General features: G+C 71.3%; 24 protein-coding genes. 8 read left to right on the forward strand and 16 right to left on the reverse strand.

Annotated elements, in window-relative coordinates; genetic code table 11:
* Positions 1-283: 283 nt before the first annotated feature.
* The 6 genes from IEY55_RS05660 to IEY55_RS05685 form a co-directional block, all read right to left on the reverse strand.
* Positions 284-1,765 carry an FAD-dependent oxidoreductase gene (locus tag IEY55_RS05660; RefSeq protein ID WP_189054651.1) on the reverse strand — a complete coding sequence of 494 codons (1,482 nt, stop codon included), beginning with the start codon at positions 1,763-1,765 and terminating at the stop codon, positions 284-286.
* Positions 1,765-3,873, reverse strand: a complete 2,109-nt coding sequence (locus IEY55_RS05665) for a molybdopterin oxidoreductase family protein (RefSeq protein WP_189054653.1) — start codon at positions 3,871-3,873, stop codon at positions 1,765-1,767. Before IEY55_RS05665 ends, IEY55_RS05660 begins: the two co-directional genes overlap by 1 nt.
* A 241-nt stretch (positions 3,874-4,114) precedes the next feature.
* Positions 4,115-4,912, reverse strand: coding sequence for a TIGR02569 family protein (locus IEY55_RS05670; RefSeq protein ID WP_189054655.1), 798 nt, complete (start codon positions 4,910-4,912; stop codon positions 4,115-4,117).
* Positions 4,913-5,238: 326 nt separating this feature from the next.
* Positions 5,239-6,399 carry an adenylyltransferase/sulfurtransferase MoeZ gene (gene moeZ / locus IEY55_RS05675; protein ID WP_189054657.1) on the reverse strand — a complete coding sequence of 387 codons (1,161 nt, stop codon included), beginning with the start codon at positions 6,397-6,399 and terminating at the stop codon, positions 5,239-5,241.
* A gap of 198 nt (positions 6,400-6,597) precedes the next feature.
* Entirely contained in the window at positions 6,598-7,647 is a 1,050-nt protein-coding gene (locus tag IEY55_RS05680) for a DUF3152 domain-containing protein (protein WP_229686081.1), read from the reverse strand.
* Positions 7,648-7,694: 47 nt separating this feature from the next.
* On the reverse strand, positions 7,695-8,717 hold the full coding sequence (locus tag IEY55_RS05685) for an alpha/beta fold hydrolase (protein WP_189054659.1): 1,023 nt from the start codon (positions 8,715-8,717) through the stop codon (positions 7,695-7,697).
* Positions 8,718-8,874: 157 nt separating this feature from the next.
* Between IEY55_RS05685 and IEY55_RS05690 the strand changes: the two genes are divergently transcribed.
* Positions 8,875-9,510 carry a TetR/AcrR family transcriptional regulator gene (locus IEY55_RS05690; RefSeq protein WP_189054661.1) on the forward strand — a complete coding sequence of 212 codons (636 nt, stop codon included), beginning with the start codon at positions 8,875-8,877 and terminating at the stop codon, positions 9,508-9,510.
* Positions 9,511-9,570: 60 nt separating this feature from the next.
* On the opposite strand, the gene IEY55_RS05695 is transcribed toward IEY55_RS05690, so the two are convergent.
* The 3 genes from IEY55_RS05695 to IEY55_RS05705 are packed head-to-tail and all read right to left on the reverse strand — an operon-like array spanning position 9,571 to position 12,309.
* Complete coding sequence (locus IEY55_RS05695) at positions 9,571-10,557, reverse strand: alpha/beta fold hydrolase (protein WP_189054663.1); 987 nt, start codon at positions 10,555-10,557, stop codon at positions 9,571-9,573.
* Entirely contained in the window at positions 10,530-11,432 is a 903-nt protein-coding gene (locus IEY55_RS05700) for an AurF N-oxygenase family protein (RefSeq protein WP_189054665.1), read from the reverse strand. The genes IEY55_RS05695 and IEY55_RS05700 overlap by 28 nt, the downstream gene beginning before the upstream one ends.
* Before the next feature lie 7 nt (positions 11,433-11,439).
* Positions 11,440-12,309 (reverse strand): SDR family NAD(P)-dependent oxidoreductase, encoded by an 870-nt coding sequence (locus IEY55_RS05705; RefSeq protein ID WP_189054667.1) that lies wholly within the window; start codon positions 12,307-12,309, stop codon positions 11,440-11,442.
* Positions 12,310-12,405: 96 nt separating this feature from the next.
* On the opposite strand from IEY55_RS05705, the gene IEY55_RS05710 reads away from it, so the two are divergent.
* Together IEY55_RS05710 and IEY55_RS05715 are read left to right on the forward strand one after the other, a co-directional pair.
* The gene (locus IEY55_RS05710; RefSeq protein ID WP_189054668.1) at positions 12,406-13,200 is read left to right on the forward strand and encodes a TetR/AcrR family transcriptional regulator; all 795 of its coding nucleotides are present in this window, start codon (positions 12,406-12,408) and stop codon (positions 13,198-13,200) included.
* A gap of 96 nt (positions 13,201-13,296) precedes the next feature.
* On the forward strand, positions 13,297-13,623 hold the full coding sequence (locus tag IEY55_RS05715; protein WP_189054670.1) for a DUF4873 domain-containing protein: 327 nt from the start codon (positions 13,297-13,299) through the stop codon (positions 13,621-13,623).
* Between the two features lie 190 nt (positions 13,624-13,813).
* On the opposite strand, the gene IEY55_RS05720 is transcribed toward IEY55_RS05715, so the two are convergent.
* Together IEY55_RS05720 and IEY55_RS05725 are read right to left on the reverse strand one after the other, a co-directional pair.
* The gene (locus IEY55_RS05720; protein WP_189054672.1) at positions 13,814-14,044 is read right to left on the reverse strand and encodes a DUF3107 domain-containing protein; all 231 of its coding nucleotides are present in this window, start codon (positions 14,042-14,044) and stop codon (positions 13,814-13,816) included.
* Between the two features lie 119 nt (positions 14,045-14,163).
* Positions 14,164-14,826 carry a ferritin-like fold-containing protein gene (locus tag IEY55_RS05725; RefSeq protein WP_189054674.1) on the reverse strand — a complete coding sequence of 221 codons (663 nt, stop codon included), beginning with the start codon at positions 14,824-14,826 and terminating at the stop codon, positions 14,164-14,166.
* Between the two features lie 361 nt (positions 14,827-15,187).
* Here IEY55_RS05725 and IEY55_RS05730 point away from each other — a divergent pair, with 361 nt between their 5' ends.
* The 3 genes from IEY55_RS05730 to IEY55_RS05740 all read left to right on the forward strand — a co-directional run bounded on the left by IEY55_RS05730 (position 15,188) and on the right by IEY55_RS05740 (position 19,150).
* Entirely contained in the window at positions 15,188-16,897 is a 1,710-nt protein-coding gene (locus IEY55_RS05730; RefSeq protein ID WP_189054676.1) for a DEAD/DEAH box helicase, read from the forward strand.
* Positions 16,898-16,919: 22 nt separating this feature from the next.
* Positions 16,920-18,140, forward strand: a complete 1,221-nt coding sequence (locus tag IEY55_RS05735; protein ID WP_229686102.1) for an Rv3212 family protein — start codon at positions 16,920-16,922, stop codon at positions 18,138-18,140.
* Positions 18,141-18,205: 65 nt separating this feature from the next.
* Positions 18,206-19,150, forward strand: a complete 945-nt coding sequence (locus tag IEY55_RS05740; RefSeq protein WP_189054680.1) for an alpha/beta fold hydrolase — start codon at positions 18,206-18,208, stop codon at positions 19,148-19,150.
* A gap of 60 nt (positions 19,151-19,210) precedes the next feature.
* On the opposite strand, the gene IEY55_RS05745 is transcribed toward IEY55_RS05740, so the two are convergent.
* The 4 genes from IEY55_RS05745 to IEY55_RS05760 all read right to left on the reverse strand — a co-directional run bounded on the left by IEY55_RS05745 (position 19,211) and on the right by IEY55_RS05760 (position 22,005).
* Positions 19,211-19,546: a hypothetical protein gene (locus IEY55_RS05745; protein WP_189054682.1), complete on the reverse strand. Its 336-nt coding sequence runs from the start codon at positions 19,544-19,546 to the stop codon at positions 19,211-19,213.
* A 17-nt stretch (positions 19,547-19,563) separates the two neighbouring features.
* Entirely contained in the window at positions 19,564-20,415 is an 852-nt protein-coding gene (locus IEY55_RS05750) for a RecB family exonuclease (RefSeq protein ID WP_229686082.1), read from the reverse strand.
* Positions 20,416-20,977: 562 nt separating this feature from the next.
* Complete coding sequence (locus tag IEY55_RS05755) at positions 20,978-21,172, reverse strand: DUF397 domain-containing protein (RefSeq protein WP_189054686.1); 195 nt, start codon at positions 21,170-21,172, stop codon at positions 20,978-20,980.
* Complete coding sequence (locus IEY55_RS05760) at positions 21,169-22,005, reverse strand: helix-turn-helix domain-containing protein (protein WP_189054688.1); 837 nt, start codon at positions 22,003-22,005, stop codon at positions 21,169-21,171. Before IEY55_RS05760 ends, IEY55_RS05755 begins: the two co-directional genes overlap by 4 nt.
* Before the next feature lie 137 nt (positions 22,006-22,142).
* Between IEY55_RS05760 and IEY55_RS05765 the strand changes: the two genes are divergently transcribed.
* Both IEY55_RS05765 and IEY55_RS05770 read left to right on the forward strand, forming a co-directional pair.
* The gene (locus IEY55_RS05765) at positions 22,143-22,541 is read left to right on the forward strand and encodes a hypothetical protein (protein WP_189054690.1); all 399 of its coding nucleotides are present in this window, start codon (positions 22,143-22,145) and stop codon (positions 22,539-22,541) included.
* Positions 22,541-22,702, forward strand: a complete 162-nt coding sequence (locus IEY55_RS05770) for a hypothetical protein (protein WP_189054692.1) — start codon at positions 22,541-22,543, stop codon at positions 22,700-22,702. The genes IEY55_RS05765 and IEY55_RS05770 overlap by 1 nt, the downstream gene beginning before the upstream one ends.
* 26 nt (positions 22,703-22,728) lie before the next feature.
* On the opposite strand, the gene IEY55_RS05775 is transcribed toward IEY55_RS05770, so the two are convergent.
* Positions 22,729-23,589: a PHP domain-containing protein gene (locus tag IEY55_RS05775; RefSeq protein WP_229686084.1), complete on the reverse strand. Its 861-nt coding sequence runs from the start codon at positions 23,587-23,589 to the stop codon at positions 22,729-22,731.
* Between the last annotated feature and the right edge of the window lie 126 nt (positions 23,590-23,715).

Here is a 23,715-nt window from a genome sequence, read left to right on the forward strand (position 1 = left end):
CGCGTCCCTGTGTCGTGTGGTGGTTCGTTCGTGTCATATGGCGGTTCGAAACATGCGTCATCGGCGTCGGAAATGCCCATCACTGCGGCAGAAACGTGGAACGTGACCAACATCGGTGGCGGTCTCGGCGTCATCTCGGGTGCGTCACACCCGCATGAGGCGGGAGCGAGGGCGTCGTGGCGGTGGATCCCGGTGGCCCGCGCATCCGGATGTGGTGTCTTCACTTGTGGTGGGAGAGAGCCACCGGGCCGGGTGCTCCCTCAGCGGACCCGACCCGGCGGGGTCAGGAGGCGGTGCGCCCGGCGGTCGCGGCGTCCTGGTCCGGGTCGACCTCGGCGAGCCACTGGGCGATCCCGCACACCGCCTCGCGGCAGCTTCCGCAGCCGGTGCTGGCCCTGGTGGCGTCGGCCAGTGCGCTCACGCTGCGGGCTCCGGCCCGCCACGCGGTCATCAGCTGCCCCTTGCTGACGGTGTTACATCGACAGATCACCGCGGAGGAGGGCAGGTCTGCCGGGGAGGCGCCGGTCGCGCCGCTGGGCAGCGCACGGCCCAGCAGGAGCGCCAACCTGTCGGACGGCGCGGGCATCCCGCGGTCGTAGAGCTGGGTGACCATCGCCGCGGCGTCGGGCGTGCCCAGCATGATCGCACCGGTGACCTTGTCGTCACGGAGGACGAGCTTGGCATAGCGGCCGCGCGCCGGGTCCTCCAGCCGCACCACTTCGGCGTCCGGGTCGTCCAACTCGGCGTGCACCTCGCCGAGCGCGGCCAGGTCGATGTCGCGGGCCTTCAGCCTCGTGACGACGGGGGTACCGGTGTAGCGGGCCGCGGAATCGGCGCCGGTGAGCAGGTCGGCGACCACCGCCGCCTGCTCCCATCCCGGCTGCACGAGGCCGGAGATCGTGCCGGGATGCTGGGCGCAGTCGCCGATCGCGTGGATGCGGGGGTCGGACGTGCGCAGGGCGTCGTCGACGACCACGCCGCGGTCGATGGTCAGGCCGGCGTCGCCGGCGAGCCCGGTCTCGGCACGGACACCGGCGGAGACGACCACCAGGTCGGCGGGAACGTGGCTGCCGTCGGCCAGCTTCAGGCCGTCGCCGGGCACGTAACCGCTGGCGAGCACGTTGAGCCGGAACTCGATGCCGAGCTGGGCGAGGGTGCGGGCGAGCACCCGGCCGGCCGCCGGGTCGAGCTGGCGTTCCATGAGGTGCCCGACGGGGTGCACCACGGTGACCCGGTTGCCGCGGCCGGCGAGTCCGCGGGCGGCCTCCAGGCCGAGCAGGCCACCCCCGAGCACCGCCACCGGTGCGCCGGGGCGGGCCGTGGCGAGAATGCGTTCGCAGTCGTCGAGGGTGCGGAACGCCACGACTCCCGGCGCCGGCTCGCCGTTCTCGTCGCACAACCCCTCGGTCGGTGGGAGCCAGGCGCGGCTTCCGGTGGCCAGGACGACGGCGTCGTAGGGCAGTACGTCGCCGTCGGCCAGCGTGACGGTGCGCACCACGCGGTCGATGCGGCTCACCCGGGTGCCGGTTCGTACCGTCACCCCGTACCGATCCGCCCATGCACCGTCGTGGAGCGTGACCGCGTCCGTCGCCATCGCGCCGGCCAACACGCTGGAGAGCAGCACCCGGTTGTACGCGGCATGTGTCTCCTCGCCAACGATGGTGAGGGACACGCGCTCGCCGGCGGGGTCGCGCCGTCGCACCTCCTCGGCGAAACGGGCGCCAGCCATGCCATAGCCGATGACGACGACCTGTTGGGGACGCATCAACTCTCCTCCCCGGGGGCCGGCTCCAGGCGCACGGCACACACCTTGAATTCCGGCATCCGGCTAATCGGGTCGAGTGCGGGGTTGGTGACGAGGTTCGCGCGCTGGTCGCCGGCGAAGTGGAACGGCAGGAACACCGTGTCCAGCCGCATCGACGGCACCACGCGCACGCGCGCCACGGCGGTGCCACGCCGCGAGACGACGCGGGACAGCTGTCCCTCGGCGAGCCCGGCGCGGGCGGCGGTGTCCGGGTGGACTTCGACGTAGGACTCGGGAACGGCCTTGGCCAGTTCGGCGACACGCCGGGTCTGCGCGCCCGACTGGTAGTGCTGCAACACGCGACCAGTCGTGGCGAGCAGCGGGAAGTCGGCGTCGGGTGGTTCGGCGGGACCGCGGTGGTTCACCGCGGCGAACCGGGCGCGCCCGTCGGGGTGGGCGAAGCGGTCCAGGAAAAGTCGTGGCGTGCCGGGGTGGTCGACCGCGGGCACCGGCCAGTGCAGTTGCTCGCCGTCGCGCAGTCGTTCCCAGCTCACGCCGGAGTAGTCGGCCACCCCACCCGCGGAGGCACGCCGAAGTTCCTCGAACACCGTCTCGGCGTCGGTCGGGAAGCGTTCCGCGGGCTGGCCAAGACGGGTTGCCAGACCGTGCAGCACATCCAGGTCGCTGCGCACACCCTGGGGAGGTTCAATCGCCCGTTCCCGCAATAGGATGCGACCCTCAAGGTTGGTGAGGGTGCCGTCTTCCTCGGCCCACTGCGTCACCGGAAGTACCACGTCGGCGAGTTCCGCGGTCTCCGACAGCACAAAATCCGCCACCACCAGCAGATCCAGTGCGGCCAGGCGTTCGGCGACATGTGCCGCGCGTGGCGCGGAGACCACCGGATTGCTGCCGAACACCAGCAACGCGCGCGGGCCGTCCGCGCCGCCGAGGGCGTCGAGCAACTCGTAGGCGGAGCGGCCGGGGCCGGGCAGCTCCGCGGGGTCGACACCCCACACGGCCGCGACGTGCTCCCGTGCGGCCGGGTCGTCGATCTTGCGGTAGCCGGGGAGCTGGTCCGCCTTCTGGCCGTGCTCCCGCCCGCCCTGGCCATTGCCCTGGCCGGTCAGGCATCCGTAGCCGGATCCGGGTCGGCCGGGCAGGCCGAGCGCGAGTGCCAGGTTGATCCATGCCGAGGCGGTGTCGGCACCGCTGGCGTGCTGTTCGGCGCCGCGCGCGGTGAGGACGTAGGCGTTGTGGGCGCGAGCCAGAAGTCGTACCGCGGCACGCTGATCCGCTGCCGACACACCGGTGACGCGTTCGACGCGCTCCGGCCACCACTGCGCGGCGATGCGCCACATCTCCTCGAAACCGTTGGTACGCGCGGAAATGTAATCGTGGTCCAGGTGGCCGTCTGCGACCACGGCGTGGAGCATGCCCAGCGCCAGCGCGAGGTCGGTGCCGGGTGCGGGCTGAAGGTGCAGCGCAGCCTGTTCGGCGGTTGCGGTACGGCGTGGGTCGATCACCACCAGCCCGCCGAGATCGACGGCGCGCCGCAGGTGTTGGCTGAAGGGCGGCATGGTCTCGGCGACGTTGCCGCCAACCAGCAGCACGGCGTCGGCGTCGTCGAGGTCGGTCACCGGGAACGGGAGCCCGCGATCGATCCCGAACACCCGGATTCCCGCGGCTGCGGCCGAGGACATGCAGAACCGGCCGTTGTAGTCGACCTGCGAGGTGCGCAGCGCGACGCGGGCGAACTTGCCGAGCGCGTAGGTCTTCTCGTTGGTCAGGCCGCCACCGCCGAACAACGCGACGGCGTCGAGTCCGCGCTGTCGCTGGATGTCACGGATCCGTTCCGTGACGTAGTCGAGGGCCTCGTCCCACGACACCGGGTGCGGGGGCGCCTCCCGGCTCCGGCGCAGCAGCGGTTGCGTGAGGCGTCCCGGGGTGGTCAGCACGGCGGCCGAGGTCCACCCCTTCTGGCACAACCCGCCGCGGTTCGTGGGAAAGTCGCGGGGCTGGACAACGACGGAGCCACCTTCGGACGAGAGGTTCATCCCGCATTGCAAGGCGCAATAAGGGCAATGTGTCTTGGTGATCGTTAACGCAGACGTCGTCAACGGCTCCGCCATAACACCTACCTCCCACTCCCAGCGTGCACGCACGCGCTTCCGACGCCAGATCTTGAGCGCTACATCACGTAGTCGGGCGTGTACACAGAGGCACGAAAACGACATGCAGGGAGTAACTTCCGGCCCCGCTCAGTGACGTTAGGGCCGGGCTGTTACCCCGAAGTGGCGGTCTGTTTCGTCCGTGCGAACTTGCCCGCGCAACGATGTACGCCGTCGGTGAGTCGGTGTACGGGTCGGTGCGTCAGAGCAGCGGGGCGATCGTCTGGTAGGCCCGCTGCAGGCCCTCCAGGGACTCCGGGGTGGCCATGGGGTGTAGGGCGTTCACGGCGAGCCGGAACAACATCGCGCGCAGCAGCACCTGCGGCCAGTCGGCCAGGTGCTGCCACCGCTCGACAAGGCCGGTGTCCGCGCCACCCCAGGCCAGCGAGTCGACCGCGACGACCGCGGCGGCCCATTCGGCCGGGCGCCAGTAGGGGGTGAAGTCGATGATGCCGGGGGCGGTGTCCCCGGCGAAGAGCACGTTGCCGAACAGGTCGCCGTGCACGACCTGGGGCTGCAGCCCGATCGGCTTGCGGAGCACGGACAGCATCTCGAACAGCCGGCCGCCCTTGGTCGGGTCCAGCGGCTCGTCGTCCTCGTCCCAGGCCAACCGGTCGGCCACCGAGAACACGTCGCGGCGCGCGTCGACGAACCGGGGGCGTTGCAGGTCGGCCGTGGCCCCGTGCAGCCGCAGCGAGACGGCGATGACCTCGTCGTGCCGGGGTTCCGGGCGGCCCTCCAGGTGCCGGGTCGCCGACCAACCGGCCACCACCCACCGGCCGTCGGTGGACCGCAGCGGGCGGGCCAGCCGCAGGTCCGGCACGCGTAACGCGTCCAGGGTCTGCGCGATCCAGGCCGCCTCCGCGGGGTTGCTGGCCGGCCGGAGCACCACCTCCCCGCACAGCCACGCCGGCCCGCCGTCGAGCGGCTCGGGCTCGACGCCACGCACGCCGAACGCCGCGCACACGTGTGACGGGGGTGGTTCCGGTCTATGGCTCACGGCTGGGGACGGTACCGCCTGCCAGGCGCGGAACGCGGTATCCCAGGCCGAAGAACCCTCACCTCTACCCGAGCGGAGCCACAAAAGCCCTGCTCCGATGGGTTGCCGAAGCAGGGCGTCACCGGATCGCCCGCCCTCACCCGGCCTTCGCCGGCACCGACTCCCTCATCGCGTTCGCACTGCTCGACTGGATGGTCCGCTGCTGCCGGGCGCTGAGGTACCGGCGCGGAGCACCGCGCGCTCGGCGGGAAGGCCCAAGAACCGGGGCCCTTCGGACTGTGGTCCGAAGGGCCCCGGGTGGCGCGGGTTTCGTCAGTGTGGGTTGGTCAGTAGGTCGGCAGGCTCTGGTCGACCTCGCGGGCCCAGCCGAGCACGCCACCGCCCACGTGCACGGCATCGGCGAAACCGGCCCGGTGCAGTGCGGCCAGCGCCTCGGCCGAGCGCTGCCCCGACTTGCAGTGCAGCACGATCGGCCTGTCCTGCGGCAGCTCCGGCAACGCGACGCCGGACAGGATGCGGTCCTTGGGGATCAGCACCGAACCGGGGATCCTGACGATCTCGTACTCGTGCGGCTCCCGGACGTCGACGAGCAGGAAGTTCTCGTTCCGGTCGAACTTCTGCTTCAGCTCCAGCGGGGTGATGGTGTGCCCGGCGGCCGCCTGCTGCGCCCCGTCCGAGACGACGCCGCAGAACGCCTCGTAGTCGATGAGCTCCTGGACCGGCTCGCCCTCCGGGTCCTTGCGGATGCGGATGGTGCGGTAGCTCATCTCCAGCGCGTCGTACACCATCAGCCGGCCGAGCAGGGTCTCGCCGATGCCGGTGATCAGCTTGACCGCCTCGGTCACCATGATCGACCCGATCGAGGCGCACAGTACGCCGAGCACGCCGCCCTCGGCACAGGAGGGCACCATCCCGGGCGGGGGCGGCTCCGGGTACAGGTCGCGGTACTGCGGCCCGTGCTCGGCCCAGAACACGCTGGCCTGCCCCTCGAACCGGAAGATCGAGCCCCACACGTACGGCTTGCCCAGCAGCACGCAGGCGTCGTTCACCAGGTAGCGGGTGGCGAAGTTGTCCGTGCCGTCGAGGATCAGGTCGTAGTCACCGAAGACGTCGAGCACGTTCGACGAGTCCAGGCGCAGCTGGTGCAGATTGACCTTGACGTACGGGTTGACCTCGGCGATCGCGTCCCGCGCCGACTCGGCCTTGGGCCGGCCCAGGTCGGACTGGCCGTGGATGACCTGTCGCTGCAGGTTGGACTCGTCGACCACGTCGAACTCGACGATGCCCAGTGTGCCCACGCCCGCGGCGGCCAGGTACAGCAACGCCGGGCTGCCCAACCCGCCGGCGCCGACCACCAGCACCCTGGCGTTCTTCAGCCGCTTCTGCCCGTCCACCCCCACGTCCGGGATGATCAGATGGCGGCTGTACCGGGCGACCTCCTCCTTGGTCAGCTCCGCGGCGGGCTCCACGAGCGGCGGCAGCGGCATCTGCGCTCCTCCTCGTCACGACGGCGAACTCCCAGTCTCCCGCAACGAACAACGTCGCTGGCCATCGCGGTCTTCCCCGCTCCCAATCCCTGGAACGGCCCTGGTCAAAGCGCCTGCACAGGGGCGGGCACGGGCAACACCCCGCACGGCGCCCGCACCGGGTGCACCCCCGGGCGCGTTGGAGCTGCCGGCGAGGCGTCAACCGGCCTTGGCAGTCGGATACGGCCAGGCGTTGGCCTTGCACACCTTGCCGTCGGCCGTGACGCCACCGTCGGTGCCCAGCGTGGCCAGGTAGTCGTTGGAGACGCCCCAGCTCTGCTGCATCATGATCGGCGCCAGCCCGCCGTTCTCGCCGCACGGCTTGTGGCCGAACCCGAGGCCGTGCCCGACCTCATGGTTGATCACATACTGCTTGTACTCGACGTAGGAGCCCTGGAACGCCACCGCGCCACGCACCCACCGAGCGATGTTGATGACCACGCGGCGCGACACCGGGTCGTAGCAGGATCCCTCGAACGGGATCTCGAAGCCGCAGATGTCCCGGGTCGTCATCTGCGACGTGAGGCTGATCCGCAGGTCCGGCTCCCCGGAGTCGACCCGCTGGAACCCGTGCTGCTCGTCCGCGATCCAGCTCCGCGGGTCCCGCAGGATGTTGTCGACGTCCCGGCCGAAGGTCTCCGGGCCGCCGGTGACCTCGACGCCGCGCTCCACCTCGACGGTGTAGCGGAACAGCTTGGGGCCGCCGAAGCGCTCACTGGAGCCCGGCACCACGTCCCACTTCTTCTCGCCGCGCTCGGTGAACCTGCCTCCGGGCGGCAGTTCCGCGGCCGCCTTGGCCTCGGCGAACTTCTGCGGATCGGGGTTGGGCACGCCGGGTGCGCGGCTGGTCGGGCCGGTGTTGGCGAGGTTGCCCACCCCGGTCACCGAGGACCCGTCGGTGGGCTGCTCGGTCCCCTTGAGCACCGCGAGCGCGGTGACCACGACGAGCACGGGGAGCGCGTAGACGCGCCAGCCGTAGGTGGCGAGCAGGCCCTTCTTCCGCTCTCGGGACGCCTCTTCCCGCCGTCTGTGGGCGAGGGGATCCCAGGAGGCGGCTAACGGCTCGGCGTCGGTGCGCCGGGAGCCGCGCTGGTACCGCGCCTCACCGCGCCGTCGGGTGACGTGCCGGCTGCTCGCGGCCGCGCCCGTGGACGACGTGGATGCACGCTTGGCTACTGCCTCACGAGGTCCCTGCGGCGTCCGGGTCACGCGCTTCAGGGTGCCACAGCACCCGTTCGGACTCTGTCAACGCCACGTCACCACGTTCCGCGATCAACGGCCGCCAGCATCCCCAGCACGGCCCGGGCCACGGTCCGGGGACGTTCCATCTGAGCGACATGCCCGGTTCGGGGCAACACGAGCAGGCGGGCGCGCGGGATCAGGCGCGCGGTGCGCGGTGCCTTGCGCACGCTGACGACCCGATCTTCGGTGCCCCAGATCACCAGCGTGGGCGTCCTCACCCGGGGCAGGGCGCGCCACAGCGACTCCGCCCGCGGCGCGAGCCACGACCGGATGAGGCCGAGCGTGGTCTGCAGCAGGGCCGGGCCGGCCCAGGGCATGGCGTAGCGCTCCGCGTACTCCCGGCTGGCCTCGGCGACGCGATGTTCGGGCACGTCGTCGGGGTTGGCGAAGCACAGCCGTAGCATCTGCTCGACGCGTTCCCGCGGGGTGACGGCGGCGAGCAGCTCCCGGTAGCGCCGGCCGAGCGGGCCGGGCAACGCCGCCAGCGGGAACCGGCGGTCCGACAGCCGGGCGGGGAACGGCCGAAGGTCGGGCACGGCGGGTGACACCAGGGTCAGGGTGCGCACCAGCTCGGGGCGCCGGGCGGCGGCCAGGATCGCCACGGTGCCGCCGAAGGAGTTGCCGAGCAGGTGCACCGGACCGCGGGCCGGACGCGCCTCGCGCAGTCCCTCCAGGAAGCGCACCAGCACGTCGATGTGGGAGGCCAGCGAGAAGTCGTGCCCGTCGACCGGCGGGGTGCGGCCGAAGCCGGGCAGGTCGACGGCGATGCCGGCGCACCGCACGGCGAGCTGGCCGGCCAGGTCGGTCCAGTTCGTGGCCGAGCCGGCGAGGCCGTGCACGTAGACGGCGGTCTCGGTGTCGGGGCCCGGCGTCCGGCGCACGTGGAGGCAGACTCCGCCGCAGGTGTGGAAGTGACCGGGCCACGCCGGTGTGGTCGCGTCGACCGGGGGCAACGGACCCTGGAAGAAGGGCACCCTGGTGAGCGGGGCCCGTTCCGGCGGCGCCCCGGGGTCGCGGGCAGGCTGCGTCAGGGTCATGTCTCACAGCATGCTCCGGGCGGCCCGACCCCGCCGGTGAGCAGGGGCACGGAACCACGAAGTCGGGAACACTACTACCAGCGAGTAAGGTCATGGAACCCGGCCGGGTGCCGCGGCGCGGCCACCCGGCGGGACGACGTGGCTGGAGGCAGCAGCGATGACGGAGACGGCACAGCAGGGCACCGGACCGGTGGGACGCGGGGTGCGGTTGCCGCGGACAGCGCGGCGCGCCCAGCTCCTCACCGCGGCCCAGGAGGTCTTCGTGGCCAACGGCTACCACGCCGCGGCCATGGACGAGATCGCCGAGCGGGCCGGGGTCAGTAAGCCGGTGCTCTACCAGCACTTCCCCGGGAAGCTGGAGCTGTACCTGGCGCTGCTGGAGACACACGTCGACCAGCTCACCCGGCAGGTGCGGGAGGCGATCGAGTCCACCCACGACAACAAGCAGCGGGTGCACGCGGCGGTGGCCGCCTACTTCGACTTCGTGGCCGACGGCCAGGCGTTCCGGTTGGTCTTCGAGTCCGACCTGCGCAGTGAGCCGGCGGTGCAGGAGGCGGTGCAGCGCTCCACCTCCGCGGCCATCGAGGCGATCACCGAGACGATCACCGCCGACGCCGGCCTGGACGAGGAACGGGCCCGCCTGCTGGCGGTCGGGCTGGTCGGGCTCAGCCAGGTCACGGCGCGGTTCTGGCTGGACGCCGGCCGGCAGGTGCCCAGGGACGAGGCGATCTCGCTGATCTCGACGCTGGCGTGGAAGGGCATCGGCGGGGGTTTCCCGCTGCAGCCGCACTGATCTCCCGGCGGGGAGCGTCCCCGCCGGGAGATCGGGTGTGCGGTGCCGGGCCAGGGCCCGCTACTCGCCGGCCGCGACTGCCTTGCGTCGCCCGGTCCGGCGCTTTGTTGTGCTCTTCCGGGTGGTACCCGCCGCTTCGGACCCGGCCCGCCGGACCATCGTCGCCAACTCGTCGGCCAGCTGCCGCGACCGCTCGTAGGGCAGCATGTGGCCCGCGCCGCCACAGATCCGCAGCTCCGCCCCGGGGATGGCGGCGGCGATCACCCGGGAGTGCCCCGGCGGGGTGAGCCGGTCCTGTCCCCCGGCGAACACGACCGTGGGAATCCCGGCGAAGGTCGCCAGCGCGGCCCGTCGCTCGTGCTCGTCGAACGCCCTCCTGATCTCGGCGTAGGTGCTGGGCTGGCAGGAGGCGACCTGCTCGGCCGCCTCGGCCAGGTCGTAGCGGCCCGGGCGCTCGCCGAACAGCAGCCACCGCAGGAGGGGACGCAGCGGCGCGGACCGGCGGAACAACACCGAGCCGCGGGACCGCCCGATCAGCCGGGTCACCCGCCGCTCCACGGCGACCACGATCCGGCCGACGATCCCGGGCAGGCCGAGGGTGATGCCGGTCAGGCCGCCGCTGGAGGTGTTGACCAGTAACACCCCCGCGACCCGCGAGAACAGCTCCGGGTGCTGCTCGGCCAGGGCCATCAGGGCCATCCCGCCCATGGAGTGGCCGACCAGCACGACCGGACCGGTGGGTGCCTCGGCCTCGATCAGCTCCGCGAGGTCCTCGGCGACCCGCGCGATGCTGGCCGAGCCCCGGGGCGTGGGCCGGGAACGCCCGTGCCCCCGGTTGTCGGGCCGCACCACGCGCACCGCGCCCCCAGCACCGGCGAGGAGTTCGTCGGTGACCCGCCGCCAGGTGTCGCCGGTGAGTGCCCAGCCGTGCAGCAGGAACACGGTGACCGGCGCGTCGGCCGGGCCGGTGCTCGTGACGTGCAGCTCGGCACCGTCGGAGGTGCGGAACCGCGCCCCGGTCACGGAATCAACAGCGACTTGCGCCATAGCTTCACCACGGACTTTCCGATCATCCCGAGCTCGTCGAGGTAGGCCATCAGCCGTTCCCCGCCCCACCGCATCGTCTGCTGCCAGTGCGGGTTCGCCAGTGCCATGCGCAGCCCGTCCCGTGGGTCAAGTCCCAGGGGCCGGAAGGTGTCGAGCGGGAGGAAGGCCCGCGACACGTAGAAGGCGACCACGGCGGTGATTGCCCGGTGCAGTGCCAGCTCGGCCTTGCCCGCCTGCTCGATCGACCGCACGATCTCCTCGCGGGCGTAGCGGACGTGCCGGGCCTCCTCCACCACGTGGATGCGGTTGACCATGCGCATCATCGGCTGCACCCGGTCGTCGTTCATCGCCGCTCGCTGGAACCTGTCGACGATCTCCTCGCCGAGGAGGGTGGCAGCGTACATCGAGGGGCCCCAACCCACGGCCTTGAGCAGGTTACCCAGCTCGCGGGGCACGAATGGCGGCTTGTAGTGCGGGGTGCCGAGCTTTTCCATCATGCGGCCGAACATCACGATGTGCCGGCACTCGTCGGCGACCTCGGTCAGCACGTACTGCGGCTGCCGCTGGCGCGGGTCCACCCGGTACACGTGCCGGAGCAGCAGCTGCATGAGGATGCTCTCGAACCAGATGCCGCTGCTGGCCACCCCGGCGACGAAGTGCCTGGAGTGCTCGATCCGCTGCTCCGGCGTGGCCCGCTCCCACCAGGACGTGCCGTAGAGCGGCAGGCGCTCGGGCACGAAGTAGAACTTGTCGTCCGCAAGGGGGGCGTTCCAGTCGAGGTCGAGCTCGGGGTCGTAGGAGTTCTTGGCCGAGGAGGCGAGCAACCGTTCTGCGGTGCGCTCCCCGTCGGCCAGGTGTGCTGCTTGTGCGGTCATGGCCCGGTCACCTACTCGATGTCCGTTCAGGGGGAGGGAATTCCCGATTTCGTTCGGGGGAAGGGTTTCGTTGCGCCGCCCGCAGCATCTGCTGGGCGAGCGGCACCGAGTCGTAGTGGCCGCGGGAGACGTCGTAGCGGTGTCGCAGAAGGACAATGCGGTCCGCGCTCTTGGGGAACATGCGTGCGAGGCGGATGCAGGCACCGCCCCACCACGTGGTTCCGGTGTCGCGGGGTGGCCGGTGGGCAGCCAGCGTCCGAACGAGGGTGTTGACGACGTGCTTCTCGCGTTCGGCGGGCACCTTGCCTTCCAGCGACAGCCCGGCCCGCCGGCTGGCGTCGTGGATGGGGGTGCGGACGTACCCCGGGTACACGGTGGTGACCTTCAGCCGCTTGCCGTACTCGATGCGCAGGCAGTCCGCGTAGGCGGAGAGGCCGCGCTTGGTCACGACGTAGGCGGAGGCGAAGGGCACCGTGACGAAGGCGAGGCCGGAGGAGACGAACACGGCGCGGGGGTCGCGGGAACGCAGCAGCTCCGGGAGGGCCGCCGCGGTGATGCGCCAGCCACCGAGCAGGTTGACCTCGACCGTGCGGCGCACCGCATCGTCGACCGGACCACCGCTGTCGGCGGGGAGCCCGATCCCGGCGTTGCTCACCACCGCGTCCAAGCCGCCGAGCCGTTCCACGGCGGCGGCGACGCCCTCCCGCACCGACTCCTCGTCGGTGATGTCGCAGGGAATGACATCGCCCACCGGGGCCACGTCGAGCCCGGCAACGTGGGCCCCACGTTGCCGGAGTGCGGCCGAAGCGGCCGCGCCGAAGGCTCCGGCGGCGCCCGTGATGAGAATTCGACAGCCGACCAGGGACCGTTCTCCCATCGCACCTCCTCCACGGTCGGTGGGTGCACCGACCGATCGGGTGTTATTGGGTATCTGTTACCTTAAGTAACAGGTACTCGTGGTAGCGTGCGTCACATGGGGCGATCTGTCAAGACGCAACCGGGTGAGGGCGGCGACCGGTCGGACGCGCGCAAGGAACGCTGGCGGGCGCACCGGGAAGCGCGCCGGGCGGAGTTCGTCGACGCGACGATGTGCGCCATCAAGAAGCACGGCGCCGACGTCGGCATGGACGAGATCGCCGCCGAGGCCGGCGTGAGCAAGCCGGTGCTCTACCGGCACTTCGCGGACAAGGCGGACCTCTACCTCGCGGTCGCCCAGCGCGGCACCGACGTCCTCATGGAACGGATGGCCCCCGCGCTGGATGCGTTGGCCCACGACAAGGTCACGCCACGGCAGTGGATCCGCGGCACCGTCGACACCTACCTCGCGCTGATCGAGCAATACCCCGAGATGTACCGGTTCGTGGTCCGCGGCCAGTTCGTCGACCGGCCGCCGGACCGTGACCTGGTGGCCGAGGACAAGCGGGCTCTGGCCAGCGCGATCGCCCGGATCTTCGGCGACTATCTGCGTGCCTTCGGCATGGACTCCGGTGGCGCCGAGGTCTGGGGCCACGGCGTGGTCGGCCTGGTGCAGGGCGCGGGTGACTGGTGGCTGGACCGGCAGTCGATGAGCCGGGAGGCGGTCACCGACTACCTGACACAGATCATCTGGGCCGCCATCGAGGGCGTGTTGCGGTCCAGCGGCCTGCACCTGGAACCGGATCAACCGTTCGAGGAGGGCGTTGCCCGGGCGCTCGCCGAACGGCCCGTGCTGCGTGTCGTCTCCGACGCCGACCAGGCCGGCACCGGGACCACGAGCAGCGGCGGCTGACCTTCCTTTCGCCGCGACAGGGCCGTTCCGACCGCACTCCGCCGGCCAGCGGGCCGTACATCGTGTCCACCGACGAGCAAGGACGAGGAGCTGCCGATGAGCGAGGGTCACGAGCACCACGAGGAGGAGTTCGCCGGGCCCGCCACCCTGGTGGCCCAGGACGCCGAGGTGACCGCCCAGGTGCGCCTACGCGGTTTCTTCCAGCCGATCGACGGGCGTTTCCACTGGTACGGGCGGGTCTCGGCGGATCCGGCCGTGGTGGAGCTAGCCGGCAAGGGTATGCGCAAGATCCTGGTGCGGACCGCCGGCGGCGAGGCCGAGGCGGTGCTGAGCGAGCCCGACACCTGGGGTCGCTACCGGATCACCGGGGTGGGCCGCCCGCCCTTCCCGGTGGAGACCGACATCCCGGATGGTGCCGAGTAAGGCCGCTGTCGCAGATCTCCTCACGCCTTCGAGATAGCCCGAGAGGGTGACCGGCGCGGTGACAAGCGTCTCGCTCGGGACCGCGCGAACCCCGGACGTGACGGGGCGGCTCCGGCTGAAGACGAAGGAGCCGCCGGGGCACCCTGGCCCGGCGGCTCCTCGTCGTCTGCTGTGCCGACCCGCGGGCGGCTCAGCTACCGACGGCGAACCCGATGGGTCGCCGGTCGGCCGGCGCGATCTCCACGTAGGCGACCTTGGCGGCCGGCACCATGTAGCGTCGGCCCTTCTCGTCGACCAGGGTCAGCAGGCCCTGTGGGCTGCGCAGCGCGTCGTTGACCAGCGCCTCGACCTCGTCCGGCGCCTGACCGCTCGATACGACGAGCTCGCGCGGGCTGTCCGCGACGCCGATCTTGACCTCCACCCGGACCTCCGGTCAGCTCGAACAAACTGATGGCTGCTCGTCAGGCTAGCCGAGCAGGGCCGGGCATCCGGCGCCGACGGCTCCGCCGTGGGCGAACGCCGGCGCCCGGCGCACCGTCGTCAGCCCAAACCCAATGCCTGCATGCGCCTGCCGTGCAGGCTCTGCATGCGCTTGAACAGCGCGGCGATCCCGGCGAGGTCGCCCGAGCCGCTGATGATCAGCTCGGCCAGCCCGTCCCGCTCGGCCACCACGTGCTGGGCCTGGGTGAGCGCCTCGCCGAACAGCCGGCGACCCCACAGCGTCAGCCGGTCCCGCACCTTGCGGTCGGCGCAGGCCGCCCGCACCTCGCGCTCGGCGAACGCGGAGTGCCCGGTGTCGGCCAGCACGGTGAGCACCAGCTCCCGTGTCTCCGGGTCGAGCCACTCGGCGACCTCGCGGTAGAAGTCGGCGGCCAGCCCGTCGCCCACATACGCCTTGACCAGCGACTCCAGCCACGACTTCGGTGCGGTGGAGGTGTGGAAGGCGTCGATCGGCCGCACGAACGGGGCCATCGCCTGCTCGACCGGCACCCCGCGCTCGGCCAAGTGCCGCTCCAGCAGCCCATAGTGCCCCATCTCGGCCGCGGCCATGCTGGCCAGCGCGGCCCGCCCGGCCAGCGTCGGCGCGCTGCGCGCGTCCTCGGCCAACCGGTCGAACGCCGACAGCTCCCCGTAGGCCAGCACTCCGAGCAGGTCGATGACACCCTCGCTGACGGCCGTAGGCCGCTGCTCCGCCTCGCTCATGTTGCGGAGCGTATCCGCCCGCCGCTCGACGCGGCCCCGGCGGAGGGACATCCCGGCAGGTAGACTGCGCTCCGATGCCCCAATCACCGGCCAGTAGCACGGTGAGCGCCATCCGCCCGCGCGTCATTGCGGCGGGCCGGCGTCGCCGGACCTGACCGGAAGGAGGCATCGGCGTCGCCGAGACGACCGCGGCCGGAACCCCGGCCCGCCCGTGGCGTGGCCCCGAGAGCCGCCCCGCCAGCAGCCGCGATGCCGCAGTAGACGTAGACGAGGGTGCGCGCACCGCTACATCGGCCCTCCCGCGCGCCGCCGGGACACCCGTGTCCGCGGGGCGGAGGCGTGGTCGAGCGCCCGTCAGGGCGTGCGCGCTGGTACGAGAGAGGCGATCACCCTGACCGTCAGCCACACCCATCCGGATTCCCTCGACCCCCGCTCGCTGGATCACAGCGAGGCCGGGCTGGTCGACGACACCGACACATCCGAACCGTTGCACGCGGCCGCCCCGGTCACGCCGGAGGCGCCGACCTTCGCCGAGCTGGGCGTGCGGCCGGAGATCGTGCGCGCGCTGGCCGACGCCGGCATCGAGCGCACGTTCGCCATCCAGCAGCTCACCCTGCCCCTCGCCCTGCGCGGTGAGGACGTCATCGGGCAGGCCCGCACCGGGACCGGCAAGACCCTGGGCTTCGGCGCCCCGCTGCTGCACCGCATCACCACCCCCGGTGACGGCGTCCCGCAGGCGCTCGTGGTGGTGCCGACGCGCGAGCTGTGCCTGCAGGTCAGCCACGACATCACCGACGCCGGCAAGTACCTGGGGGTGCGCGTGCTCGCCGTGTACGGCGGCCGCCCCTACGAGCCGCAGATCGAGGCGCTGCGGGCCGGCGTGGACGTCGTGGTCGGCACCCCGGGCCGGCTACTGGACCTGGCCGAGCAGCGGCACCTGGTGCTGGGCAAGACCTCGATCCTGGTGCTCGACGAGGCCGACGAGATGCTCGACCTGGGCTTCCTGCCCGACGTCGAGCGAATCCTGCGGATGGTGCCCGACCAGCGGCAGACGATGTTGTTCTCGGCCACCATGCCGGGCCCGATCATCACCCTGGCCCGCACCTTCCTGACCCGGCCGACGCACATCCGGGCCGAGGAGCCACACAGCGGCGCGGTGCACGAGCGCACCCAGCAGTTCGTCTACCGGGCGCACGCCCTGGACAAGATGGAGCTGGTCGCCCGCGTGCTGCAGGCCGAGGACCGCGGCCTGACCATGATCTTCACCCGGACCAAGCGCACCGCGCAGAAGATCAGCGACGACCTGACCGAGCGCGGCTTCGCGGCCGGCGCGGTGCACGGCGACCTGGGCCAGACCGCCCGGGAACAGGCGTTGCGGGCCTTCCGCTCCGGCAAGGTCGACGTGCTCGTGTGTACCGACGTCGCGGCCCGCGGCATCGACGTCGAGGACGTGACGCACGTCATCAACTACCAGTGCCCGGAGGACGAGAAGACCTACGTGCACCGGATCGGCCGGACCGGCCGGGCCGGCAAGACCGGCGTGGCGGTCACCCTGGTCGACTGGGACGAGGAAGCGCGCTGGAAGCTGATCAACGACGCGCTGGGGTTGGACCAGCCGGATCCGGTGGAGACCTACTCCACTTCCGAGCACCTGTTCGCCGACCTGGGCATCTCGCACGACGCCACCGGCCGGCTGCCGCTGGCCAAGCGAACCCGGGCCGGGCTGTCCGCCGAGCCGGTGGAGGAGGACGAGCCGCGCAAGGGCCGGCGGCGCCAGCGCAGCCGGGCTCGCGCCGGCAACGGCGTCCAGGCACCGGCGCGCCAGGCACGGGCCCAGGGCTCCGACGAGGAGCAGCCGGCCCGCCGGCGGCGCCGGCGGCGCACGCGGGACGGCGGCGAGGCCGCGGCCCAGCCCGCCGAGGGCCGGCAGGACGGCGGCCAGGGCGGGGACGGCCAGCGGCCCCGGCGGCAGCGGCGGCGCCGCACCCGGGCCGGGCAGGAGGCGCCGAGCGGCAGCGCCCGGGCCGGTGACGGCGGCGGTCAGGACGCCGGTTCCGGCGGCCCCACCTGATCCCCACAGCGCGGCTGGGATGATGGCGCCCGTGGTTCGACCCGAGCGCCGGAAGAAGGCCGACCTGATCGCGGTGGTGTTGATCATCGTGACGGTGCTGGCGGCGGGGACGACGTTGTGGTGGCGCAGCGACGCGCGCGCGACGACGTTGCAGACCGGTCCGAGCGGGCTGGTCGCGCCGCCCCCGCCAGCGGCGATGCCGCCGACGCTGGCCGAGGTGTGGCGGGCCCCGAGCGGGGCGACCCCGGCACCGGTGGTCGTGGGACCGACCGTGGTCACCGGCGATCAGGGCGAGGTGGTCGGCCGGGACCCGCTGACCGGGGACGTGCGCTGGCGCTACTCCCGCGGCCTCGGACTGTGCACGGTCGGTGCGGCGTGGGGCAAGGCGCTGGCCGTCTACCACAAGTCCCGGAACTGTAGCGAGGTCACCGCGTTGGACGGGGTGACCGGCGAGCGGGGCGCGCAGCGCAACGGCGACGCGGAGCTGGGCACCCGGCTGCTCGACGACGGCGTGCACGTCACGGCCACCGGGCACGAGCTGATCGAGGTGTGGCGCTCGGACCTGGTGCGCACGCTGCAGTACGGCGAGGTGCCGGCGGTGGTCAACCCGAACAAGCAGCCGCGGCCGGAGTGCTCCTACGGGTCGATGGCGGTGACGAACAACCGTCTGGGTGTGGTCGAGCGCTGCCCCGGGGAAACAGGTGACCGGCTGACGATCCTCAAGCCCAACCCGAAGAAGTCCGAAGAGCCCGAGGAGCTGGGCAGCACCCTGGTGGGTGAGCGGGGCTCCCGGCTGGTGGCGCTCAGCGGTGAGCTGGCCGCGGTGCTCACCCCGAATCCGCCGCGGTTGGCGGTGTTCGGCGACGCCGGGGACCAGGTCGGCGAGTACCCGCTGGACATCCCGGCCGACGAGGCGTCGGGCGACCCGCCGGGCCGGGTGGTGTCGACGGCCGTGGGCACCGGGGTCGTCTACTGGTTCACCGGGTCCCGGACCATCGCCCTGGCCGCGTCCGATCTCCATCCGATGTGGACGGTGGAACGGACGTTGGGTCCGGGCACCGTCTTCGCCGGGCGGCTGGTGCTTCCGGTGCCCGGGGGTCTGGCGGTGCACGACGCCACCACGGGCGCACGGATCGGGGAGATCCCGGTGGATCGGGGCGGCTACGACGGTCCGATCGAGCTCGGCTCCCTCGGACCGGTGCTGTTGGAACAGCGGGGCGCGATGTTGGTCGGGCTCCGCTGAAGTTGAGCAGCGCCACACTGTCCGGGCGCTCCGCTGGCGGTTGTGCTGCGGCACACTCGGAAGACGTGAGCCTTCCCTCGTCGCAGATCTCGCCGCACCGGGCGTCCCGGGTGGAACTGTCGGGTCGCTGGGGGCCGCTGGCCGCGCTGCACCGGCCGGCACGTGCGACGGGCAACGAGGACGGGACCGACGACGGCGGGACGAACCTCGGGGCGGTGGCCCTGCTGGTGCCGGGCTACACCGGTTCCAAGGAGGACTTCGCCCCGTTGCTGGACCCGTTGGCCGAGGCCGGGATCGAGGTGCTCGCGGTCGACCTGCCCGGGCAGTACGAGTCGGCGGGTCCGGCCGACGAGCCGGCCTACCTGCCGGGTCCGCTGGGCGCGACACTGGTGCCCCTGGTCGAGGCGCTGGCGGGTGGGAACGGCCTGCCCGGCCGGGCGGCCTTCGGGCCGCGGCCGGTGATCCTGGTCGGCCACTCCTACGGCGGGCTGGTCGCCCGGGGCGCGGTGCTGGCCGGGGCACCGGCGTCCGGCCTGGTGTTGCTGGATTCGGGGCCGGGGCAGTTGCCCGACGGCGAGCGCCGGCAGGCACTGGAGCTGGCCGAGCCGTTGCTGCGCGCCCAGGGGATCGAGGCGGTGCAGCGGCTTCGCGAGGCGCGCGAGGCGGCCCACCCGCGGTGGGCGAGACTGCCGCTGGAGCTCAAGGACTTCTACCGGCGGCGTTTCCTGGCCTCCCATCCCGCGGCGTTACTGGGGATGGCGCACGGCCTGCGGTCCGAGCCGGACCGGGTGGAGGCGTTGGCGGACCGGTTGCGTGCTCGCGGGGTTCCGTGCCTGGTGGCCTGTGGCGCGGAGGACGACGCGTGGTCGGTGGCGGCGCAACGGGAGATGGCGGAGCGCCTCGGCGCCGATTTCGCGGTCATTCCGGGTGCGGCGCACTCCCCCAACGTGGAGAACCCGGAGGGCCTGCTCGCCACTCTGCTTCCCACACTGCGTTCCTGGCTGGCCTGACGCGAAGCACAACACGTTGGTGTGCGGGCAACCGTGGGCGTGCGACCCGCCTGCGGGCGTCTAGCGGTACCAGCCGAGCCAGAGGACGGCGGCCGTGATCGCGACGACGACGAGAGCACCGAGCCAGCCGAACGCACCACGACGCCGGTCGAAGACGCGCTGTGCGACCACCGCCACGGTGGCACCGGCGAGATGACCGAACACCACTTCCCAGCCGGGACCGATGCTGCCGTTGTGGATGGCGTAGAACTGCGCGGCCACCAGGAATGTGGCGAGCACGCCGAGACCCAGCGCGAGCGAGCCGGTGAGCCCGCGCAGCCAACGCCCGCGTCTCGGACGGTCCGGGCGGGGCTGGGGTTCGGCCTTCGGTTCGTCCACTGTGGTCGTCCCGTGCACTTACCGCTCCAACCGGATCATGGGGCCAGCAACGCCCACGGTTCCAACTCGGGTGACGCCTGCCGGCCCTCCGCACAGTGTTGCCGGAAGTCGCACCACGCGCAGTGCCGGCCGGTGCGGGGCGGGAACAGCACGTCGGGGTCGCCCCCGGCGGCCAGCGTGTCGGTGGCCAGTTGCAGGTCGTCGGCGGCCTCCTCGGCCCGACGCAGGTGGCGGGCCAGCGACTCCTCGGTGTGCTCCCAGGTCAGTACCCGGCCGGTCGGAAGGTGGTGCAGCTCGACCCGCCGGCAGGGGCGACGCAACGTACGGCGGGCGGCCAGCGCGTACAGCGCCAACGCCTGGGAGCCGCGGGCGTCGTCGACGGTGAGCGCGTGCCGGCCGGTCTTGTAGTCCACCACGACCAGCTCACCGTCGCGGTCGTCGATGCGGTCCACCCGGCCCTCGGCGATGATGCGGCCGGCCGGGGTCGACACCCAGCGCTCCAGCCCGACCGGTTCGTCACCGGTGTCCAGCTCGGCCACGTAGTCGGTCACCCAGTCCTGGGCCCGCTCCCGGTGCTCGGCGGCCTGCTGGGGGTCCCGGAACCCGTCGTTCTTCCAGTGCCGGCGCACGAGGGCGGCCGCCGCGTCCGGGGTGCGGCGCTCCGCTGGCAGGTCGAACAGGGCACGCAGGGCGTTGTGCACGACGGCACCCAGGGTGTTGTGCGCCCACGCCCCACCGCGGCTCGGCGCCGGCCGGTCCAGGTAGGCCATCCGGTAGCGGCGCTGGCAGTCGGCCCAGGTGGCGAGCCGGGCAGGGGTGACCCGCACCAGCTTGCGCGGCATGCCTTCCAGGCCGAGCTGACCTTCCACGGCATCCACCGTACGCATCCCGTCCCTCATAACGAACAGCAGGTGTTCCTCCTACCTGAGAGGACGTGTGAGCTGCGTTCGGGTGGCCTGGAGCGGCCAAGACGAAGCCCCAAGGGCGACCCGGAGGTTCTCTGTGACCTAACCGAACGGCAACGCGGGGGCGGGAGCGTACGCTGCCATGGGCAAGCACGACAAGCCGTGTCCCGCCTGCAACGGACAGGGATGGGTGTGGGGCACCATCATCGACAGGGAAACAGGATCTCGGAACCCTCATCGTGAACCGTGCCCCGGCTGTGGAGGGACGGGAAGGGGATAGAGTGAAGTTCAGCCAAGCCGACCGGTGCTCCTATCACCATTACCGCCCGATCCTGGCACAGGAGATGGCGGACGCGTTGGCAACGGAGTCTCTACGGCGCCTGGAACCCGTGTGGTGTCCGATCAGCGGAGGTTGGCACATCTGGGCGCCGGAACTGGAACGGGGAACCATCACGAGCCTGGACCGACTGTAGGGCACAGACCCCGAACAAGAGCGAAGCCCCCGGTCTCGGGGGCTTGCTGCTGAGCTGACAAGGTTCTTACGTCAGTGTCGGTCGAGCCGACCGGACTTCACCGCGCCCACGAACGCCGCGAACGCGGCCCGGCGTAACCGCAGCACCGGACCGGTACGGTTCTTGCTATCCCGGATCACGGCACCGTCCGGGGGTAAGCCCGCCACTTCAACACATGTACCCGTGTTGACGGTACGACTACTCAGACGCCATCGCGTTTGCTTCACAGGGACTCCAAGTAGGTGACTCGGTTGGCGATCCAACCCAGGGTGTCGGGCAATTCCATAGACGTCGTCAGAAGCTGGTCGATGCGCTCCTGGAACGAGGCAACGTCTTTCGGGCGATGGAAGAACAAGCTTGAAATCTGGTTCTCAGAGGTTGCAATCGGATCATCACTCTCGAAGGTGATCACAGCGAACTGCCCTTCGAGAAGTGGATTCCAGTCTGACTCCTGCGACACGAGACGAAGTGTGATGTTCGGCTGCTGCCCCCACTTCAACAGAAACCGCAGCTGGTCAATCATCACGGACTTACCACCTATCACCGCCCGCAAGGCAGCCTCACCGATGATAGCGGTGAAATGAAGTGAGTTTCGATGGAGTACATCACGTCGACCCACGCGCATCGCGACACGCGTTTCCACCTCGGTACGCTTCATGCCGCTGGCGGTCATCATGGATCGTGCGTAGTCCGCCGTTTGCAGTAGTCCGGGCACTATCAGCGGAGTGACCTCGGTGATCGTGCGGGCCCTGCGTTCGAAGTCCATCAAGGCAACGAGCTGTTGCGGCGGCGCCGGCATTCCGACCGCAATCCAGTGCGGACCGTCTGTCGACTGCGCGAGATCGAGCAGCTCCTCGCGTCGCGCGCCGTCAACCTCCAGCGCGTCCAGGCAACGCACCACGTCTTCCAGCCTGGGCGAGCGCTCGCCGGTCTCCCACTTGCCGATGGTGCTGAACGTTGTCCCCATCTTCTGCGCCAGATCTCGGAGACTGAGCCCAGCTTCCTTGCGTACGCGGCGAAGTTGGGCGCCCAGCGCGCGTGCCCGTGGCGTTCCGCTCATGCGATACAGCGTAGGAGCTGATCACAGCGCCGTAGCTCGCACCTGATCAGGGGATGGCAGCGTTGTAGACGATACATCTAATGTCGCCGTCTACGCACCTTCCTTGGAAGGCGTCCGAGCCATCGACCGTCGAGGTGATGATCTTGAACCATCTTCCCTGGTCAGTCATGTTGCATCCGCATCGGGTGAGCTACTACCGCGTCGTTCGGGTGCGCCGGGTGCTCGTCGCGGTGGAGGATGTCGACGACTACGGCTTCTATCTGGGCTGGAACCGCAAGCGGGAACCCGTCTCCCACACGGCGGAGCCCTACGCCGCCGCGTTGTTGGAGGACCACCTGGCCGCACGGTCGTGGCCGCACCGGCCGAAGTCCGGCGAACGCTGGCGCGTGGTGGTGGAGCGGATCCGGGATGGTGACCTTGAGTGGCTCTGCGAAGCCGCTGTCTCCGTGCAGGTCATCAACGAGCGGATCGCAACCCACCTCAATCACGTCCACGGCAGGGCATGCCGCTGCGGCAGGACGGAGGCCGCGTCGTGATGACCATTCTGTTCTTCGGTGTCCTTCTGGCCCTCACCGGCGCCGTCTGGATCTACCTGTCGTATCACTACGCGACCGCTTCGCCGGCCGGCAGACACGCGCCGGGACGCAACAAGGTGCCCGTGTCCGAACTGGTCCGACGATCGGGGGTCACGGCATGAACGCGCACCCAACCGCTCTGGACGGCTCAGCCGATGAGCAGACGGTCCGGGTGGACACGGTCCAGCAAGCGTTCGAACTGTTCCGGGTGGGTGGTCTCCGCTCCGATGGCGGTCGTCTTGTTGTCGCCGTGGTAGTCGCTGGAGCCCGTGACCACGAGGTCGAGTTCCTCGGCGAGCGCACGGAGTTCCGCACGGCTGGCCGCGTCGTGGTCGGGGTGGTCGACCTCCAGTCCCGCCAGGCCGTGGGCGGACAGCTCGGCGATGACCTCCGCGGTCACCACCGGGCCGCGGGCACGGGCGAAAGCGTGTGCCAGCACGGTTGCGCCGCCCGCCGCGTTGATCATGTCGATCGCGCGGTGCACCGGGGTGTCGGTGCGGCCGAGGTAGTACGGCCCACCGCTGGCCAGATAGCGCTCGAACGCCTCGTCCACAGTGGACACGACGCCGGCCTCGAGCAACGCACGGGCCAGGTGCGGACGGCCGGCCGTCGCCGTCGGGGGCAACTCGGCCATCAGCTGGTCGACGTCGATGGGGAACCCGTCGTTCGCCATGCGCTCGGCCATCCGGCGCAGCCTGGTACGCCGCTCGGCCTGCAGCCGGATCTGCTCGGCCACCACCGCCGGCGACTCCGGGTCGAACAGGTAGGCGAGCAGGTGCACCGGGACCTCGCCGCCACGGCCGTCCGGGGCGAGACAGGACAGCTCCGCCCCGGGCACCAGCCGCAGCCCCGCGGGCAGCGCGGCGGCGGCCTCGGCCCAGCCCGCGGTGGTGTCGTGGTCGGTCAGGGCGATGACGTCCAGGCCGCCGTCCGCGGCCGTACGGACCACCTCGGCGGGCGTCTCGGTCCCGTCCGAGGCGGTCGAGTGGACGTGCAGGTCGATGCGCACTCTTCCAGTGTGCGGGACGAGCGGACGATGGCGCCGTGGCGCACTGATCTCCGCCGATGTTGATGAGAGGCAGGTCATGTCCGGCTGCTCGTGGGCTGACGCGGCCCGACCCGCTGTCCGGGCACC

This window comes from Longimycelium tulufanense (genome assembly GCF_014645795.1).
Taxonomy (GTDB): domain Bacteria; phylum Actinomycetota; class Actinomycetes; order Mycobacteriales; family Pseudonocardiaceae; genus Longimycelium; species Longimycelium tulufanense.

Excerpts from the sequence above, each read along its gene's own strand:
- IEY55_RS05715 (WP_189054670.1), top strand. The coding sequence starts at position 13,297 with ATGAGCGAGGGTCACGAGCACCACGAGGAGGAGTTCGCCGGGCCCGCC.
- IEY55_RS05710 (WP_189054668.1), top strand. The coding sequence starts at position 12,406 with ATGGGGCGATCTGTCAAGACGCAACCGGGTGAGGGCGGCGACCGGTCG.
- IEY55_RS05705 (WP_189054667.1), bottom strand. The coding sequence starts at position 12,309 with ATGGGAGAACGGTCCCTGGTCGGCTGTCGAATTCTCATCACGGGCGCC.
- IEY55_RS05765 (WP_189054690.1), top strand. The coding sequence starts at position 22,143 with ATGATCTTGAACCATCTTCCCTGGTCAGTCATGTTGCATCCGCATCGG.
- IEY55_RS05735 (WP_229686102.1), top strand. The coding sequence starts at position 16,920 with ATGGCGCCCGTGGTTCGACCCGAGCGCCGGAAGAAGGCCGACCTGATC.
- IEY55_RS05725 (WP_189054674.1), bottom strand. The coding sequence starts at position 14,826 with ATGAGCGAGGCGGAGCAGCGGCCTACGGCCGTCAGCGAGGGTGTCATC.
- IEY55_RS05695 (WP_189054663.1), bottom strand. The coding sequence starts at position 10,557 with ATGGCGCAAGTCGCTGTTGATTCCGTGACCGGGGCGCGGTTCCGCACC.
- IEY55_RS05760 (WP_189054688.1), bottom strand. The coding sequence starts at position 22,005 with ATGAGCGGAACGCCACGGGCACGCGCGCTGGGCGCCCAACTTCGCCGC.
- IEY55_RS05665 (WP_189054653.1), bottom strand. The coding sequence starts at position 3,873 with ATGGCGGAGCCGTTGACGACGTCTGCGTTAACGATCACCAAGACACAT.
- IEY55_RS05770 (WP_189054692.1), top strand. The coding sequence starts at position 22,541 with ATGACCATTCTGTTCTTCGGTGTCCTTCTGGCCCTCACCGGCGCCGTC.
- IEY55_RS05690 (WP_189054661.1), top strand. The coding sequence starts at position 8,875 with ATGACGGAGACGGCACAGCAGGGCACCGGACCGGTGGGACGCGGGGTG.
- moeZ (WP_189054657.1), bottom strand. The coding sequence starts at position 6,399 with ATGCCGCTGCCGCCGCTCGTGGAGCCCGCCGCGGAGCTGACCAAGGAG.
- IEY55_RS05685 (WP_189054659.1), bottom strand. The coding sequence starts at position 8,717 with ATGACCCTGACGCAGCCTGCCCGCGACCCCGGGGCGCCGCCGGAACGG.
- IEY55_RS05660 (WP_189054651.1), bottom strand. The coding sequence starts at position 1,765 with ATGCGTCCCCAACAGGTCGTCGTCATCGGCTATGGCATGGCTGGCGCC.
- IEY55_RS05700 (WP_189054665.1), bottom strand. The coding sequence starts at position 11,432 with ATGACCGCACAAGCAGCACACCTGGCCGACGGGGAGCGCACCGCAGAA.
- IEY55_RS05750 (WP_229686082.1), bottom strand. The coding sequence starts at position 20,415 with ATGCGTACGGTGGATGCCGTGGAAGGTCAGCTCGGCCTGGAAGGCATG.